Here is a 19,706-nt window from a genome sequence, read left to right as displayed (position 1 = left end):
TCTCATTGATTAAAGTTTCAAGTTATCTTTTATATAAACCATCCCCCAAGGAGGAAAATAAACATGCGAAAAAAAGTGAGAAAATCCTTTAAACAATTATTAATAGAAAATAAACAATCCCTACTAACTAATAAAGAGAATATGAAAGAAATTGAAGAACGGATTGAGAAACGACATGTAGCATATAGTGCTGCTAGCAATTGATAATTTTGTTTATGAAAAAAGCTTGTAGTTTGGATATTATCCGAACTACAAGCTTTTTCTTTTTTGATTAACGCCACCAAATCCAAGTCCAAAAGTAATTTCGTATATTTCGAGGAGTAATGCGTATGAAACGTTCACCGTCAAAGAAACAATTTAAATTTGGAAGTGTTTTATCTGGATTTTCTGGAATAAAGGTGACGTTGTTTTCGTTACTTGTAATGGTTACTGTGATTGGTGGATCGGTAGGAGAGACTTGAAGTTGTAAAGAAACGTTTGCCGTGTTTTTAAATTCATTATTAATAGGTGGACTTATCACTTGTACTGTGAATAACACGATAATTGTTTCGTTCGGTTCCAAATTAGTAGCGACTAGGAAACCGATATTCGGATTCGCTAGTGGAGAGCGTTCCCCATTAATGAAGACCGTACCGTTCATAAATTGTAAACCTGCTGGAATGGTGTCTTGTAATGAAATATTTGAAAGTGAAATCTCGGAAGTATTCGTAATACGCACTGTATAATCAAAATATTGGTTTAAATAAGCAGAGCTGACAGAAGCATTTTTTATCACTGCTGCCGTTATAAATTGAACTGGTATACGAACAATATTCGAATTAACAATGAAAGTAATAATCGGATCCTGTGGTGTCAATTGGAAAGCGGCTGTAACTGTTGCAGAATTAATAATTGTACTGTTTGAAGGAATAGAAGTTACGAGAACTTTAAATGTTATAGTTGCTATTCCATCTGCAGCCAAGGAACCAATATTAATACCAGTGTCTGGTCGAATATTTGGAACCGGAGTACCGTTAATTGTTACACTGTTTTCTATAAATGTTGTACCAGCTGGAATCATATCTAAAACGGAAGTACTTACTGTAGGAATTGGGGAATGGTTAAATATCTCTAATGTGAATGTAATAATATCTCCTATAACGACAGAAGATTTGTCAGCGTTTTTCTCAATGCGCACCATTGGATCAACGATCATTGTTGTAACGGTATTTGTTTGCTTTGTAATTGTAATAGGTGGTTCGGTTGGATCGACGATAAACGTATAGGAGATAGTAGCATCGTTATTGATAGCAGATTGAAGAGTCAAAGAAGATATTGTTATTTGGAACGTAATGACAACAGATTCATTAGGAGCAAGGTTTCCTAATGTAATACCGTTTTCGGGATTCGCATTAGGTTGATTGATTCCGTTAATCGTAACACTACCAGTAACGAAGGTTGTATCTACTGGTACAGTGTCTACAATAAGAAGATCGTCAATAGTCACATTGCCACTATTAGTAATTGTAATTGTATACGTTAAAGTTTGACTAGGTAATGCATTCGTGGCATTAACAGATTTTATGGCAACGACATTATCATTTTGGACAGTTGTTGTGACGGTATTTGTTGTAGTCGTATTTGTAACAGGTAAGTTATTTGGGTTGACTATATAGTTAAAAGTAGTAATTGCGTTGTTGTTTAGTTCATTTGGTGTTGGAATAGAAGTTACAGTTACTTGGAACGAAGCGATAGCGTCTCCACCTACAATTATAGTACCAATTGGTATGCCGCTTACTGGATTCACTCCCGGAAGAGTTTCTCCGTTTACAATGACGCTATTTTCTATAAACGTAGTACCTTGAGGAATAATATCTTGAATGATTACATCATTTGCTGCAACATTACCAGTTTGATTTAGTGTAATCGTATACGTTAACGTATCACCAACTGTTGCAAATGCAAGGTCTACAGTTTTATTGCTATTCAAATTCGCGTGATGAATTTCTGTTACGGCAGCTGATGAAATAATAGTTTCGGTAATAGGTGGCCTATCTGGTACCGTGTATTCATATTCAATTGTACTCGTGTTAGAGATTGGGTTTGTTTGCGGAATGGAAGTAACCCGGACTTGGAATAGAATAGTTGCTGTCGTATTAGGCGGAATGTTATCAATTGGTATACCGCTAAGTGGATTGTCATTTGGACGAGCGTTGCCATTCACAATAACACTATTCTCTATAAAGCTCGTATTTGCTGGAATGATATCTGTAACAATAATGTTTTCCACTTGTATATTCCCGTTATTTATGATGGAAATTGTATAAGGGATAATAGCTTGTAGGTCAGCATATTGGATAGGCGTTGTTTTTGTAGCAATTACATTAGCTGAAATAACTTCAGTGAAGGTAATATTACTAGTCGATATTTGTTCTTCCACATTTATTGTATAACGAGAAGTTGATTGATTTTGAACATGGCCGCTAGCTGGAAGAGCTACGACGGTAACAGAAAATGTGACTGGGATAGAAATGTCAGGAGCAATCGTTCCTACAAGTATACCGGCACTTGGATTGGCGTTAAGCTGAGGAATATTATTTACTAAAACACTACCGTCTATAAAGGTTGTTCCATTAGGAATATTGTCTGTAAATACAACAGCAGTAGCATCTGTATTCCCTGTATTCGTTAAAGTTGTTGTATAAGTTAAAATGTCACCAATCGTTACAGAAGTCAAATCAACAGTTTTAAGTGAAACGATATCAGCATCATTAATTTGAACGAAAGTAGTGTTGGAAGTAGTAGATTTTTGAATTGGTGCAAAGTCAGGGTTGAAAATAAAGTCGTAGACGATGTTTGCAGTATTAGGTGTTGGATTTACAGCTGGTAAATTCGTAACGGAAACTTGGAATGTTATTGTTGTCGATTGACCTGATGTGATATTAGGAATGGAAAAGCCGATATTCGGATCTGCTGCAGGAAGTACAGTATTGTTAACTATTACACTTCCTGGAATAAATACTGTTCCATCCGCTATAGTATCTGTAAAAAAGATGGAATTAGTTGTAGTGGATCCGTTATTTTGAATGAATACTGTATATTCAATGGTTTCATCAATATTAGCTAATACTGTATTAGCGGATTTTGTAGCGATAAGAATAGCATCAATAAATTGTATATTTGTAGTATTAGAAGAGGTCGTTTCTGAAATTGGTGGTAAGCTTGGATCCGGTTGATACTCATAGTGGATGACGGCGATATTATTAATGTTATTTTGAGAAGGTGTAGAGACTACATTTACCTGGAATGTAACGATAATCGTATTATTTGGAAGGATAATATCAAGGGTGATTCCGGTAATTGGACTTTCGTTAGGCCTTGGTATGCCATCTACAAGAATGCTATTTGGAACGAATGTGGTGCCAGCTTCAATCGCGTCAATTAGGAGAGTATTTGTAATAGGTACTGTACCAGCGTTTGTAACCGCGACTGTATATGTGATGATTTGACCGATGCGTGTAATGGATCTATTGGCGGATTTAATTGCACTAACATTTGCTGTCCGCACTTCCGTGTTTACTGCATTTGATAACGATCTACGCTGAATAATTGGAGAACTAGGGTCAATTTGGTATTCGTACGAAGTGTCTGAAATATTAATGACTGTATTGCCGGACGGTATACTTGTAAGTTGTACTTGGAATGAAATAGTGACTGTTTCATTTGGTTGTATCGTGCCGAGAGTTACTCCGTTTTCAGGATTCGCGCCAGGCTGAATCACATTATTTATTGATAAGCTATCTTCAATGAATATAGTACCTTCTGGAATGTTATCAATGAACACAGTATTGTTAGCTGGAACGGTTCCTATGTTTTGTAGTGTATTTGTGTAGGTAATATTTTGCCCAATTGCTACGAAAGTTACATCCGCGCTTTTGACAGAAATAATATTTGCATTTTGAAGTGATGTTGTAACAACGTTAGAATTTGCAGAGCGATTCACTGGTGGAGCTGTAGGAATACTTACATATTGGTAAGTTGCTGAAGATTGATTTACAATTTCGGTTTCATTAGGTGGATTATTTGTTTGCACTTGAAATAGTATCGTTTTGGAACTGTTTGCTGCAATCGTTCCAATTGGTATGCCGTTTTCTGGATTTACACCTGGCTGAAGGACACCGTTAATTGTGACACTATCGGGAACGAATGTAGTCCCAGCTGGAATAGAATCTGTGAAAATAATATTTATTGCGTCAACATTGCCGATATTTTTCACTTCAGAAATATAAAGTATAGTTCCACCAATATCTACAGTTATTGGATTGGATGTTTTTGTAATTGTCAATTGTGCTTGCACGAAATTTGTAATGACGATATTACTTGTAGATGTTTCAGTAATAGGCGGCTGGCTTGGATCTGGTTGAATTGTATATGTTGTATTGGATTGATTTGTAATCGATTCTTGCGAGAATGGATCGTTAATAAGAATTTGGAACGAAATAAGGTGAGTAGCGTTTGCTGCTAGGTTAGGCAAAGTAACACCTACATTTGGATTTGCACCAATTATAGCTGTTCCGTTAAGTGTAAAACTATTTTCTACGAATGTAGTCCCTTGGGGGATAGTATCTGAAAATATGAGATTAGTAGCTGGAATATTTCCGGTATTTTCTAGTGTTATCGTATAAGTCAAAATATCACCTGTTGTTGCTTGTTGTGCATTGACTGCTTTTAAAGAAAGAACATTCGCATCCGAAATTTGTGTGAAAGCTGGATTAGACGTAATTGTTCGAGAGATGATAGGAGCAGTTGGATCGGCGATAAAAGTATAGTCAATACGGGCTATATTAGAAATTGGATTCACGCTTGGAATGGATTGAACGATAACTTGGAATGTGACGGTGACAATTTCTGACGGCGCAACGGAGTTTAATGGTATTCCTACGTTTGGATTGGCACCTGGAACTGAAACGGCATTAATGGTCACGCTATTCGGAATAAATGCAGTTCCTTCTGGGACCAAATCTGTTAAAGTAACTGTATTTGCAGTTGTATTGCCGTTATTTTGAACGACTACTGTATAAGTGATTGTACCGTCAGTAGATTGTACGAGAGAATCTGTATTTTTAATTGCGGATAGCGATGCATCAACGACAGCTGTATTAACCGTATTAGATGAGGATGTTGCTGTAACTGGAGGTTGACTTGGATCGACAATATATGTGTAACTTGTAATGGCTTGATTTATAATCGCGCCTTGCGGTGGAATAGAACTTGCAAGAAATTGGAACGTAATAGTAGCAGAATCACCTGGTGCGATAATACCAACTGGAATACCGAGAGTTGGACTGGCATCTGGAAGTGAAATCCCGTTTAGCTTAACACTATTTGGAACAAATAATGCCCCTTCAGGAACTCCGTTAATGAGTAATACAGAATTTGCAGGGAAGTTTCCAGTATTCGTTAATGTTGCTGTATACGTAATTACATCTCCGATAGATACGATTGTTCGATTTGCTTCTAAAACAGTTGTAACAGTAGCGTTATTAATTTGTGTTGAAGCGCTATTAGAATTTATGGTGCCTGTAACAGGAGGAGCTGCCGGATCAACAATGAATGAGTATTGAATAGATGCAACGTTTGTAATTGGGTTTGAAGGCGGAGTAGATGTAACTATGACTTGGAAAGTAACAGGTAATGAACTGTCTGCGTTAACGGTTCCGATATTAACTCCGTTATTTGGATTTGCCCCTGGAATGGTACTTCCATTTACAGAAAAACTATTTTCAACAAAAGTCGTTCCAGCTGGAATAATGTCTGAGAAATTTAAATTTGTAGCGTTTGTATTTCCGTTATTTTGAATAAGCACAGTATAAGTGATTGTATCTCCGATGTTTGCAAAGGCTGTATTAGCAGTTTTTACGGCCGAAAGTATTGCTGAATTAATAGAAGTAACGAAGACGTTCGTTTCCACATTTCCAGGCTGAGCCTGTAATGAATTGCCTACGTTATATTGGAAGTTAACAAATCCTAAGTTTTGGAGTTCAGGTGTGAACGTTGTTGGGTTGCTTACAATTTGAACTTGGAATACAATTGTTACGATTTGATTTGGAGTTATTGTATTTATGCCAACACCATCAATGATAGAAGCGGATGTTAATGGAGTTCCATCAACAATAACTGATCCTGCAACAAATTGTGTCCATGTCGGTATAGGGTCTGAGAAAACAACATTGTTAGCGGGGATATTTCCTATATTCGTAATAGTCGTTGTATACGTAATTGTATCACCAATAGTTGCAAATGCTTTATCTCCTATTTTAATAGTGTTTAAAATAGCACTTTCAATTTGTGTTGAAACGCTATTAGAAGTAATGTTTTTTGAAACTGGAGGATTAGCTGGATTAACGATATGTTGAAAACTAACGCTAGCTTGATTGGTAATTGGATTTATAGGCGGAATTTCATTGGCATTAATATGAAATGCTACGATGACAGATTCGTTTGGCGCGATATCACCAATTGGAACGCCTGTAATTATGTTTGCATTTGGGATGCTAGTTCCGTTAAGTGTAAAACTATTCGGTTCAAAGGAAGTTCCGTCTGGAATAAGGTCGGTAAAAATAACATTCGTCGCACTAACATTTCCGCTATTTGTAATTGTAACGGTGTAGACGATATCCTGCCCAATATCTACCGTTGACACATTTGAATTTTTTTGTGCAGTAAGGATAGCGCTATTAATTTGTGTTGTCGTTGTATTAGATTGATTGGAAGTTGTAATAGGTGGTTGGCTAGGATCAACGACATAATGATATGTGGTAGAAGCGGAATTAGAAATTGGATTAAGTGTCGGAAGTGTAGTAACAGTTGCTTGGAATGTAACGATTGCCGTATTACCACCACTAATTGAACCAATATTTACACCAGTAGATAAATCAGCGTTTGGAATGGTTTGCCCATTAACTGTGAAACTGTTTGGAACGAAACTTAAATTACTATCAAGAATATCGATAATAGTTACATCAGTTGCAGCGACATTTCCTGTATTAGGAAGGTTAAGTGTAAATGTTATTGTATTACCAACATCCGCAAAAGTAAGATTTGCTGTTTTTGTGCTCAAAATATTTGCATTGTTTATTTGAAGAAGTGTAGTGTTGGAACTAGCTGTATTCGATACCGGTGGATTACCTGGATCAACAGTAAATTCATACGTCGTTGATGCTGTATTCGGTGCTGGATTAAAAGGTGGGATGCTGTTAACCGTAACTTGAAAGACGATACTATATATTTCATTTGGCGGAAGTGCTGCCAGTAATACACCTGTATTTGGATTCGCATTAGGTTGTAAAACGCCATCGACAGTTAATGTGTTAGGAACAAACGTGATTCCACTTTGTAATACATCTGTGAATACAATGTTAGCTGCATCCGTATTTCCTATATTCGCAATAGAAGTAGTGTAAAAAGCAGTTTGCCCGATATCTGCATAGGATACACTTTCGTTTTTCGTCATGGATAATATGGCTTCTCTAATTAGCGTTGAAACAGGGTTACTAATCGAAGTTTCTGCCTCAGGTGGTGAGACCAATTGATACGATGTCGATGAGAAATTTACAATTGGGTTTTCGGTTGGTAATGACGCCACGTTTACTTGGAATGAAACAGTTACTGTAGACCCAGCTGTTATAGGCCCAATATTTACACCGTTCGATGGGTCCGCACCACTTTGAGAAACCCCGTTAATAGAAAATGAGTTTGCAATAAATGTAGTTCCGCTCGGCATTGTATCTGAGAAAATAACATTTTGTGCGGATGAGTTTCCATTGTTTGTTAAAGTAACAGTATAGGTGAGTGTGTCTCCAACACGACTAAAGGATTTATCGACTTGTTTTAATGAAAGAATGGTAGCTGTGTTAATTGTAGTGAACACTGTGTTTGAAGTAACATTCCTTGAAACAATAGGGGCATTAGGGTCAGCGATAAATGTGTAAGAAGCACTAGCCGAATTGGCAATAGGATTTTGAACGGGAGTAGAAGTAGCGGTAACTTGAAATGCTATTGATATTGAGTTGTTAGGAGCTATTGCTCCAATCGTTATACCTGTATTAGGATTAAGACCAATTTGCGTGATGCCATCTATTGTAACGCTATCAGTAATAAATGTTGTACCATCTGGTATAAGGTCAGTGAAAGTAATATTAGTTGCGTTTGTATTACCACTATTCGTTAAAATTGTCGTATAGGTAATGGTATCACCTAGCGTTACAAGTGTTTGATCGACTGATTTAATCATCGTAATCATAGCATCTAATACAGGGTTTGTAACAATATTCGTTGAAGTAGAAGTTGTAGTAGGAGTTCCGCTTGGATCAACAGTATAAGAATATAAAATTGTGTCATTATCCATAATCGAGCTTGAAGGGGGAATAGAAATAACATTTACTTGGAAAGTAACGGTTACTGTCGCGCCAGGAGCGATATTTGGTAAATTTACTCCAAGTGCTGGTTGCGCACCAGGTTGCTGAACTCCATTTACTGTAACTGAATTTGGTATGAATGTAGTGCTAGCTGGAATAGCGCTTGTGAATGTTATATTCGTTGCTGCTGTATTCCCTGTATTTGTAATAGTAGTGGTATACGTAATCGTATCTCCAACTGAAACTATAGATTTATCAGCACTTTTTTGGGTTGTTAAAATTGCACTATTAATAGTTGTCGAAACCGCATTAGATACATTCGTTTGTGATACGGCAGGTTGGCTAGGATCGACCACATGTGCAAATTGTACAGAACTAAAATTAGAAATTGGATTTATACTTGGAATGTTTGTAACAAGTACGTTGAGAGTAATAATGGCCGTTCCACCTGGATTTATATTTTCAATCTGTATCCCGCTAGCTGGATTTCCAATTTGCTGTGTACCAGAATCGCTTGTAAGAGTCCCGGAAATAAATGTCGTTCCGTCAGGTAAAATATCTGTGAAAATTATATTTTGTGAAGTGACATTTCCAGGGTTATTTAATGTAATTGTATAAGAAATGGTATCGCCGATCGTTGCGAAATTTTTATCCGCGGATTTAACCGCTACAATTTCCCCGGAATTTATTTGTGTCGAAACAGAATTGGATGTTGTACTTCGTGAAACGAGTGGTAAATTAGGTCCTGTCATAAATTGGTAATTAATAGAAGCACCGTTTACAACCGGTGAGTTTGGTCCCCCAGGCCCAATTGTGAAAATTGGATTTGGAATACTAACTACTTGCACGCGGAAGGTGACGTTTATAAAATCTCCTGCAATAATATCTCCAATTGGTATCCCATTCGCTGGATTTACTCCAGGTAATAAAACCCCACCTACTCGAACGCTATCTTCTATAAATACTGTATTATTTGGAATCGGATCTGTAAAAATGATATTAGTAGCAGTCGTGTTCCCTATATTTTCTAATAAAACAGTATACGTTAAAAATGAATTTCCAGGTGCTACGTCAGAAAAGATACGATCCACACTTTTCGTTGCTTGAATGATTGCTTCATTTATTTGAACTAAGACCGGATTACTAGTAGCCGTTTCTGTAACAGGCGGCTCGGTAGGATCAATAATAATAGAGTATGTTGTGCTAGATTGGTTCATCGTAGGGTTTGAAGCTGGTATTGAACCGACAATGGCTTGGAAAGTAATGGTTGTCGTTCCTCCAACTGGAATTGGGTCTAAAGGAACCCCGTTATCTGGCCTAAATCCAAGTTGTGGGATGGTATTAATTTGTACGCTATCAGGCACGAATGAAAGTTCAGGTGGTAATATATCTATAAAAACAGGTGTGTTTGCAGTTGTATTTCCGCTATTGGTAAGGGTTGTTGTATACGTAATTGTATCTCCAACAGCAGCAAATGCACTACTCGCAGTTTTTGTTGCGATAACGGAAGCAGTATTTACTTGTGTAAAAGTTTTATTGGATTTAACTGTTCGTGAAACAGGTGGTTCATTAATATCTACAATAAAACTATATTGAACCGATGATTTATTAGGGATTGGATTAGGATTGGGAATCGTTGCAATGTTTACTTGAAAGCTGAGTATAACTGATGCATTTGAATTTATGTTACCGATATTGATACCATTTTGTGGATTTGCATTAGGAATGGTTGTTCCATTTACTGTAAAACTATTTGGAATAAACGTTGTGCCATCTGGAATTAAATCTGTAAAAATAACATTGTTTGCGGTAGTGTTACCGGAATTAGTAATGGTGGAAGTGAAAGTAAGTGTATCTCCAATAGTAGCGAATGTTGAATTGACAGTTTTATTTATAGATAGAGTAGCATCAATGATTGGAGTAACTGTTGTGTTTGTAATTGTACTACCAACAGCAGGTGATTGGTTTGGATTCACTGTATATTCATAATTTACAAGGGCGTTATTTGTTAATGTGCCACTAGGCGGTATCGCTAAAATTTGTGCTTGAAAAGAAATAAATACAGTATTACCTGGTGGAATATCTGCTAAGTGAATACCAAGTGATGGATCTAATCCTGGTTGTGGAACATTATTGATAGTTACGGAGTTTTGGATAAATGAAGCTCCTGCGCCAAGCCCATCCGTTAAAACATTTGCACTAGCAGGGATATTTCCAGTGTTTGTAACTGCAATCGTATAGGTAACGATATCTCCAATTGCAGCTGTCGGTGTATTCACTGATTTAGTAGCGACGATCGTAGCATTATTAATTTGAGTTGTTATTACGTTACTTAACGCATTGGCGGATGCTGGAGGTAAGTTAGGATTTACGAAATATTGGTACGTTGTATTACTTTGGTTCGGGATTGGATTTGGACTAGGGATGGAATTTACTATTACTTGAAATGAGATTGTTGTATTTGTATTGGGGTTTATTGGATCAATTGCTACGCCATTTGCTGGATTTATATTAGGGAGTGTAGTACCATTTACTGTTACACTATTTGGAATAAATGAAGTCCCACTTGGAATGGCATCTGTAAATACTATATTTGATGCAAGTGTATTCCCGCTATTTGTTAAAGTAGTCGTGTACGTAATAATATCATTTACGTTAGCAAACTGTTTATCTGCAGATTTTGTAGCGGCAATTGAGGCGTTATTAATAGTTGTCTGTACCGTGTTAGAAGCCACCATCTGCATTACAGCTGGTTTGGATGGATCGTACGTATATTGGAATGTTGTGCCTGATTGATTCGTAATCGGATTTACAGCAGGGATAGTTGGTACAAGAACCTGGAATGCAACGGTTCGTGATGAATTCGCTCCTATCGTACCGATAAAAATACCGTTAGCAGGATTTGCATTTGCTATAGGGACATTGTTAATCGTTACAGTATTAGGAATGAACAGGGTACCCGCTGGAATGATATCTGTAAACGTTACATTAGAAGCAGGGATATTCCCGTTATTTGTTAAAATAGTCGCATATAATATGACATCACCAACATCAGCGAAATTTGTGCTTGTTAGTTTTGTAGCAACAATATTAGCAGTATTAATTTGTGTAGTTACTATATTGCTAGCAGCGTTTCTAACAACAGCAGGTAAACTCGGATCGGTGATAAAGCTATATTGAAGTGAAGCGCTATTTTGAATTGGATTTGGTAAAGGTAGCCCATTTGCACTTATTTGAAAAACAATCGTTGTAAAACCACCAGCAGGAATGGAGCCGACTTGAAGGCCGGTACTTGGGTCTGCACCTAGCTGTAAAGCGCCACCTATAAAAATACTATTTGGTACGATAGTGGTGCCGGGAGGGATTATATCGGTAACAATAACATTGTTTGCTGTAGTATTGCCAAGGTTAGCTAAGGAAATTGTATATGTGATTGGTTGCCCGACATCGGCAATGGTTAAATCTACCTCTTTGACAATAACAACATTTGCTAAATTAATTTGTGTACTTACAGTGTTACTTAAAGATGTTTCTATAGTTGGTGGATCGCCCGGATTTAGAATAAAGCTATACTGTGTACTAGATGAATTTATTGTTGGATTTTGTGTTGGTAAAGAGGTAACAATTACTTGATAAGAGACGGTAAGGGAGCCGTTAGTAGGAATGGAAGGTAACGGAACACCTATATTTGGATCTGCGTTATTTTGGAGTACACCGTTAATAAGGAAAGTGTTTGGAATAAAGGTAGTGCCATCTGGATTTGTATCTACGAAAGTTGGACTATCAGCAGAAACACTTCCTGCATTCGTTAAAATAACGGTATAAGTTAATATATCTCCAACGGTAGCGAACTCTCGATCCACTGATTTTGCCGAAATGACATTTGCATCGTTTACTTGAGTAAATGTAGTAGTTGAAGTTGTATTTTTACTTACAGGTGAAGCATTTGGATCAACAATAAAGTTATAGGAAATGGAAGCGCTATTTGAAATAGGATTTGGGTTTGGAATGCTAATTATTAATACTTGGAATGAAGCTGTAATTGTACTACTAGCATTGATACTACCAATATTAATGCTAACTGGTGTTGCGCCCGGCTGAGTAATACCGTTAACTATAACACTGTTTGGTACAAAGGAAGTACCGTTCGCAATTGAATCGGATAGTAATACATTGTTCGCCGCAACATTTCCATCGTTTGTAAGAGCAAAGGTGTAAGTTAATACATCTCCAACTTCCGCAAACGTTTTATCTACAGATTTACTAGCATGAAGATTTGCTAGTCTAATTGTTGATGTAACAGAATTAGAATTTGCAGTTTTTGAAGTTGGTGGCAGGCTTGGATTTACAGTGTAAATATAAGAGGCGAAAGCGTTATTAATGATAGGGTTTTGTGCAGTAATATTGATGACTGTTACTTGGAAGGATAAGGTGAAAGTAGCTCCGCCAGGAATTGTGCCGATAGGTAAAGCAACGAGAGAATCTACATTTTGCAAAACTCCGTTGAGCGTTACAGAACCTAATGTTAATATCGTTCCATTTGGAAGTGGATCTGTTAGTTGAACGTTATTAGCGGCCGTATTTCCACTGTTTGTAATAAGGATTGTATAACTTATCGTTTCGCCAATTGTGGCAAATTGTTTATTTGTAGACTTTGTTAATGTTAAATTCGCATTGTTAATTTGAGTAGTAACGATGTTAGAAGAAATGTTTTTCATAATGGGTGATTGGCTAGGGTTAACGGTGTACTGATAAGAAGCGCTTGATCCGTTAGATACGGCATTTGACGCGGGTATTGTGTTTACTACTACTTGAAATGAAACACTTTTGGTTGTGCCAGTTGGGATGGATCCTATGTTCACACCATTAGCGGGATTAGCGCCAACTTGTGTCGAGCCATCTATTGTTAAACTGTTTAGGACAAAAGTTGTTCCTGTAGGAATGACATCTGTAAAAATAACATTGTTCGCATTCGTATTACCTGTACCTGTAAAGGCAACAGTGTAAGTCAGTGTATCGCCAATATCTGCATAGTTTTTATCTACTGCTTTCGTCATTGTTACAGTAGCATTATTCACTTGAGTGGAGACAATATTCGTCGTGTCAGTCCCGCTTACTGCCGGCTGGTTTGGTACAGGAATGTATTGATATGTTGTTGTACCACTATTTAATATTGGATTTGTTTGGGGGATAGAAGGAACGAATACTTGAAAGGAAATAGTAGTAGTAGAATTTGCAGCAATAGATCCAATTGATATACCATTAGCGGGATTTGCTCCAGCTTGAGTAACTCCGTTAACAGTTACACTCCCTGGAATGAAAGTAGTCCCGCTAGGAATCGGATCTGTATATATAACATTAGTTGCAGCGATATTTCCTATATTAGCTAAGGTAATACTGTAAGTTAATGTTTCACCAATATCGGTAAAAAGTTTGTTAACTAATTTTGTACCATTAATATCTGCGAGGTTAATTTGTGTTCCTGCAGAGTTACTTGTTGCAATACCGTTAAATGTCGTTCCTCCGGCAATTGGAGTATATTGAAATGTAATATTAGCAGTGTTAGAGATAGGGTTTTGACTCGGAAGGGAAACGACAGTCGCTTGGAAAGTTACAGTACGAGAAGAGCCATTATTAATTGTTCCAAGAGAAATACCAGCAGCCGGATTTGCGTTTGTTTGTGGTACGTTATCTATCGTTACGCTTCCAGGTATAAAGGAAGTACCGTTAGGGAGTATGTCTGTAAAAGTAACGTTATTAGCGGGCAGAAGACCAGTGTTAGGAATAGTAACTGTATAAGTGAGAATATCTCCAATTGCAGCTACACTTTTATTCACGCTTTTCGTTGCTTGTATGTTAGGTGAGTTTATATTAATTTGTAAACCGACTGTATTTAACATATATGCATCTCCGTTAGTAGTTAAACGGATTGCGGCGGAAACTTGGGAGTTTGTTAAATAAGGAGAAATATCAATGGAAGTAATGTCCCACCCTTGCCTTCCTGCGGAGATGTTTGTACTTGTAGAAGCGCTTTGATTTCGCGTTCCAAATGTCCCAGTTGTATCTAAGTTTCCTGCGGCATTATTAATTTGAGAACCGAAGAAATTATTTATAGCATTGTTTGGTCCAGATAAAGCATTTAATGAACTGAAATTTGGTCCAAATAAAGCTTGATCCCCGGTTAAATCAGCATCTCCTTCTGTAGAACTTAAAAATAATCTCCCGCTTACAGGTCCTCCTGAAGGTGTTAAAAATCCTGAAACAGATACATCGGCACTACCAGTTTCTGCAGAAACACGGTTACCAGCTACATAAATTGTTAAGTTTCTTGCAGGTAATGTCCCGTTTTGGTAAGCGACGATAAGCGTCCATCCAGCCGAATTAATTGTTCCATTAGAAGCATCTATGGGATCTACAAGTCCAGGGACAGCTCCCGTAGTATAAGAACCAGAACCTCCAGCTTGAATAAGAGTTGTTACGTCTGCTGATCGTGTATAAAATCCAAATGTGACAGATCCAGAAACGAATGTTTGATTTGAAGCTGTAACAGCTGAAGGGGTAATTGAGTATGTTGACACAGGTGTTGTAAAAGAAACGGGGTTTCCTAATACACTCGTAATGTTTTGATCACGAGATAAATAGTTTCCGCCCCAAACAAGTTCTGCGTAAAGGATAGTACTACCAGCAGGGATATTTAAAATAGCGGTAGAACTATTTTGTGTATAGTTTAATGTTGTACCAGCAGGAAAAGTCGTTACTTGTAAAGCAGTATTCGTAGTTACGAATGCACCAATTGCCCCGATTGTACCAGCACGGTTTAGATTACTAATTTTACTTAAGCCTAGTGTATTTCCTGTAATAGCGAGTGCGCCGTTAGTGGTGGTAGAAAATCGATTCGTAATGGGCATGTTGTCACCTCATTTACATTATAGTCTTGGTCAAAATAGGATATGTGTATGACAGATAAAGGGAAACATGTACAAGTTGATTCGGAAAGAATGATTCAAACGTCTAAATAATGAGGTGGAGAATGATTGAATTGGCGTTTAGAGTGGAGCGTCTTAGGGAAGAAAAAATAGGGGATATTGTAGCATTATCTTCTTATATTGGGTGGGATTATAACAGAGAAGAAATTGAGACGATTTTGAATACGGGTATAGTATATGGTGTGGTAAATGCGAAGGAAGAGCTTATTGCTAGCGCGGCAATTATATTATACGGGGAGGCATTAGCTTCTATCGGAATGGTAATTGTACATCCAGATTATAAAGGAAGAGGGATTGGAAAGATAATAACGGATTCATGCGTTAAAAGCGTATCAACTCAAATCCCAATTATGCTTATTGCTACGGATGAGGGGAAGCCTTTATATAAAAAACTAGGATTTAGAGCTGTTAGTTATGTTTCTAAATACATATGTAACTCGTACAATGCGAATTATCATTGTGTAGGAAATGAAGAGCATATTGTGAATTATGAAGAATGTGATTTAGAAGAAATAATACAAATAGAGAAGAGTTTTTAAAGTATCGAATTATACAAAGTGAACAATGTATCGTTATAAAGGATACAAAACAAAATGTATTAGGATATGGTATAAGTATACAAACGCCAGAAAATAAAATAATAGGACCAGTTGTTGGTGAAAATGATGCGATGGCAATGAGAATGGTACATTATTTAGCAAAAGGGCATAAAGGTAAATTAAGAATAGATGTACCAGAAGGGAAAGTGAATTTTATGAAAGGATTAGAGAATTCTGGTTTTCGAAAGGTGAATATGCCGCCAATTATGATAAAAAATAGCAATCAATTATTAAAAAGGAATAATGAGTTATATAGCATTGCAGCACAAATTTTTGGATAAAAAAGAATCCTTTTCACGTAAGGATTCTTTTTTATCGTTAATTTAGTCGCGATATTGGTCATGAATTGGTTGAAAGATATCTTCCTCGACATCTCTAACAACGGAAAAATGATCAACATTATAATGACCGTGTAAAGTTTTATTATGATGTTCGATAATTTGCTGTGCAGTTAATACGTTAGAATCAGTTGTTGAATGGCCATTTTTAATTAATGTAACATCGAATCCTTGTACAGTTGCTGTTCTAACAGCTGTGTCAATGCAATGTTCTGTTTTACATCCACCTATAACGAGATGATGTATCTTCTCTTCTTTTAAAAGTTCAAGTAAAGAAGTGCCATAGAATGAATTTGTTGCTGCTTTATTAATAAGGATTGCAGACTGAGGTACTTTAATTTGATTATGTACTTCAAAGCCCACGCCGCTACCAGAGGCAACATCGGTATCTCTTACGAAAATAATAAGGGCATTTGAATCTATTGCTTTCTGTACGGCTGTATTTAGTGTAGATAATAGCTCGGTTTTACGAAAAACTTCATTTTCTTGTTCATTTCCATCAATTAATTCTTGCTGAGCATCGATAATTAATAGAGCTTGTTTCATTGTTTCTCCCCTTTAATACAGAATAATTTTCACTTTATATATTCTGTAATAGTGTATGAGAATCCTCTATCATTAGTGAAGTAGACGAGCGATTTACAAAGTTGTCAAAGAAATTTCATTCTCATAGAGTATAAAAACATGTATGATAGGAAGTGGAGAATTTTTGAGTAGGTGGGAATATCATGCAAACAGTAGAAGATTATCTTTCATTCTTACATACGAAAGGATTTAAATTATCAGAGGAAGCACACGGGTTTATTATGTTTGGACAAGGATATACTGGTGCATCTGATGGGATTGTGAACGTAGCAATAGAAGCGACGATTAAACATCAGTTACAGTTTGATGGCAGTTATTTTGTTGCGTTATTAGAACGATTGAAAGAAGAAGAAATTACAGATAAAAAAAGCGCTAAGGCTTTTATGCGGAAGTTGCAAGCGTAACTTTACGCAGCCCGCGCTTCTTTTTTTGTTTTTGAAGGTAATTCAACAAAAATCATACCTAGGAAAATACATAGACACCCAATAACAGCAGAAATAGAAAGCTGTTCATTTGCTACTAGAACGCCTGTTAATGCTGCAAAAACAGGCTCCATTGCGAAAATAATGGCTACTCTCGTTGGAGAAGTGTGTTTTTGTGCAGATGTTTGAATGAAAAAGGCAATTGATGTCGCAAACAGAGAAGTTAGAAATAGAGCGAATAAAAAGGAATGATTTGTCCATAGTGATACTGAAAGTAATTTTTCCCAATCTTCAAACAAAAAAGCGCAAATAGAAGAAAATATACCGACAGCTAATACTTGAGAAGTGCTTAGTAATAAAGGTGATATTTTCTTAGAAAAGAAACCGTTAACAAGAATATGGGCAGCGAAAGCGACAGCACAACCGAGAACGAGTATATCTCCAATGTTTAATTGAAAAGAATCACCAGCCGTTAATAAATATAAACCTGCTGTTGCTACAGTAATACCAAGTGCAATGAAAATTGTAGCTCGCTGTTTTAAAAAAATAAAAGACAAGATTGGAACCATAATGATACTAAGCCCTGTTAAGAAACCAGCTTTTGAAGAGGTTGTATAAAGTAAGCCGAATGTTTGTAATAAATAGCCAACACATAAAAAGAATCCAACAATCAATCCAGCAAGACTGCTATGTTTTATATCTTGTTTTGAAGTTTTTTGAGAGAAAATCATTTGAACGAATAATAAAATAATTCCAGCGAATAAAAAGCGAATAGCATTAAAAGTAAAAGGACCAACAAAAGACATAGCATTTTGAACGACAACAAACGTAGCTCCCCAAATAAAAGAGACAAATAATAATGCGAGAGGAGCAATCCACCCTTTTTTCACACTCATACCCCCGTTAATTTTGTGAAATAGCTTTTCTAGCTAATTCATCAGCGACTTTATTTTGACTACTTGGAATCCACTTAATAAAAAAGAGATCGAAATTTTTTATGTACTGCAGTGCTTCTTCTAGAAGCGGTGCAAACATTTTATTTTTTGCGTATTCTTTTTCAATAGCCCGCTCAACAAGTTGGGAATCTGTACGAAAAGATACAATGCTATAATTATGCGCTGCGCAATACTTTAATGCTGCAAGTAAAGCGTGGTATTCTGCTTCATGGTTGGACATTGTTCCAAGTGGTAATGACAATTGTACAGGTGGCTGTACTCCTTTAATAAAAACTCCCGCACCAGAAGGGCCAGGATTTCCTTTTGATGCACCATCGATATATACTTCAATCAAAATGAGAAACCTCCAGTTATAAGGTTATCCCCTACTTGAAAATCTTTTTAGAAGTAGGGGATAGAGTACTTATCCAATTGTAATGCTATAACGACATGTAAATGTTTCATTCGCTTGTAACGATTGAATTCCTTTTTTTTCTTTAAAATCTTTTGCTTGCTTTACTTCATCAGCAATTCCGTACCAAGGTTCAATACATAAGAAAGGTGCGTTATCTCCTGGTGTCCATATGCCGACAAATGGGAACCCATCAAATGCTACTTTTACAAATTTATTATGTTTATGTGAGCGAATAGAAATTTCATTCGTATTCATATTTTCAAAAATAAGCGCGTCATTTTTGAATAAATCATATGCCAGTGGCAATTCTTTCGTATTTTCAGCGATTAGTTGCTTTTCATTTGAAAGAAAAGGACCTTCTAATATGCTAGTTTCTAAACGTTCAGATCCGTTAAATGATAAATGATAATCTGCAAATGATTCGCCTTCTAATAAAGGACAGTTGAATCCAGGGTGTGCTCCGATTGAGAAGAACATCTCTTTTGAAGAAGGATTGTTTACTTCATATGTAACATGTATATTTTGTTCGTCTACTTCATAAGAAACGAGTAATTCAAATTCATATGGATACTTTTGTAACGTATCTTCATTACTAGTAACGACATAAGTGATTTTTGTTTCACTTTGTTCTTTAACAGAGAACGAAAGATCACGGGCAAAACCATGCTGTGTTAATGAATAAGGTTTATCTTCTACGTAGTATGTATTCTCTACTAATCGACCGACGATTGGAAACAAGATTGGTGCACGACGTCCCCAATAAGTAGAATCACCTTGCCATAAATATTCTGTATTGTCTTCTTTTAAGCGAACGCTTTGTAATTCTGCACCTTTGTCAGAGATGGAAACGATCACTTTTTCATTTTGAATTGTTGCTGTCATGAAGTGAAACCTCCTAAATCTTTCATATGTTTTATCCCGTATTAACTGTCCGTAAAAACCCGATTGGTGCGGGCTAATAATCAGTGGGGGATGGACAAAATCCCGCTGATTAAAGTTTCACTTTATTATACGTTGTCTAAAAGAAAAA

The 19,706-nt window shown here is 36.6% G+C and carries 7 protein-coding genes and 1 pseudogene; 3 read left to right on the top strand and 5 right to left on the bottom strand.

The window, feature by feature from the left end:
• Positions 1–63 precede the first annotated feature (63 nt).
• A complete protein-coding gene (locus tag ACE38F_RS19995) occupies positions 64–204 on the top strand; it encodes an FbpB family small basic protein (RefSeq protein WP_001228051.1) in 141 nt (46 codons plus the stop codon).
• 67 nt (positions 205–271) lie between these two features.
• On the opposite strand, the gene ACE38F_RS19990 is transcribed toward ACE38F_RS19995, so the two are convergent.
• Complete coding sequence (locus ACE38F_RS19990) at positions 272–15,304, bottom strand: DUF7507 domain-containing protein (RefSeq protein WP_375369760.1); 15,033 nt, start codon at positions 15,302–15,304, stop codon at positions 272–274.
• Positions 15,305–15,426: 122 nt separating this feature from the next.
• Between ACE38F_RS19990 and ACE38F_RS19985 the strand changes: the two are divergent.
• Positions 15,427–16,262 (top strand): annotated as a pseudogene (locus ACE38F_RS19985) (GNAT family N-acetyltransferase).
• A gap of 42 nt (positions 16,263–16,304) precedes the next feature.
• Here the strand turns inward: ACE38F_RS19985 and ACE38F_RS19980 are convergent.
• Complete coding sequence (locus tag ACE38F_RS19980; RefSeq protein WP_375369759.1) at positions 16,305–16,865, bottom strand: isochorismatase family protein; 561 nt, start codon at positions 16,863–16,865, stop codon at positions 16,305–16,307.
• Positions 16,866–17,047: 182 nt separating this feature from the next.
• Here ACE38F_RS19980 and ACE38F_RS19975 point away from each other — a divergent pair, with 182 nt between their 5' ends.
• Entirely contained in the window at positions 17,048–17,308 is a 261-nt protein-coding gene (locus ACE38F_RS19975; protein ID WP_002158528.1) for a DUF6123 family protein, read from the top strand.
• 2 nt (positions 17,309–17,310) lie between these two features.
• Here ACE38F_RS19975 and ACE38F_RS19970 read toward each other — a convergent pair whose 3' ends face one another.
• From ACE38F_RS19970 to ACE38F_RS19960, 3 genes are all read right to left on the bottom strand, one after another.
• Positions 17,311–18,216, bottom strand: a complete 906-nt coding sequence (locus tag ACE38F_RS19970; protein WP_375369758.1) for a DMT family transporter — start codon at positions 18,214–18,216, stop codon at positions 17,311–17,313.
• Between the two features lie 13 nt (positions 18,217–18,229).
• A complete protein-coding gene (locus ACE38F_RS19965; protein ID WP_375369757.1) occupies positions 18,230–18,616 on the bottom strand; it encodes a reverse transcriptase-like protein in 387 nt (128 codons plus the stop codon).
• A 69-nt stretch (positions 18,617–18,685) separates the two neighbouring features.
• Complete coding sequence (locus ACE38F_RS19960; protein ID WP_375369756.1) at positions 18,686–19,558, bottom strand: aldose 1-epimerase family protein; 873 nt, start codon at positions 19,556–19,558, stop codon at positions 18,686–18,688.
• Positions 19,559–19,706: the final 148 nt, after the last annotated feature.

The sequence above is a fragment of the Bacillus altaicus genome, from assembly GCF_042136375.2.
In the GTDB taxonomy this organism is placed as follows: Bacteria; Bacillota; Bacilli; order Bacillales; family Bacillaceae_G; genus Bacillus_A; species Bacillus_A cereus_U.
The sequence above is the reverse complement of the archived record's forward strand: the minus strand, read 5'-3'. Positions and strand labels throughout refer to the sequence as shown.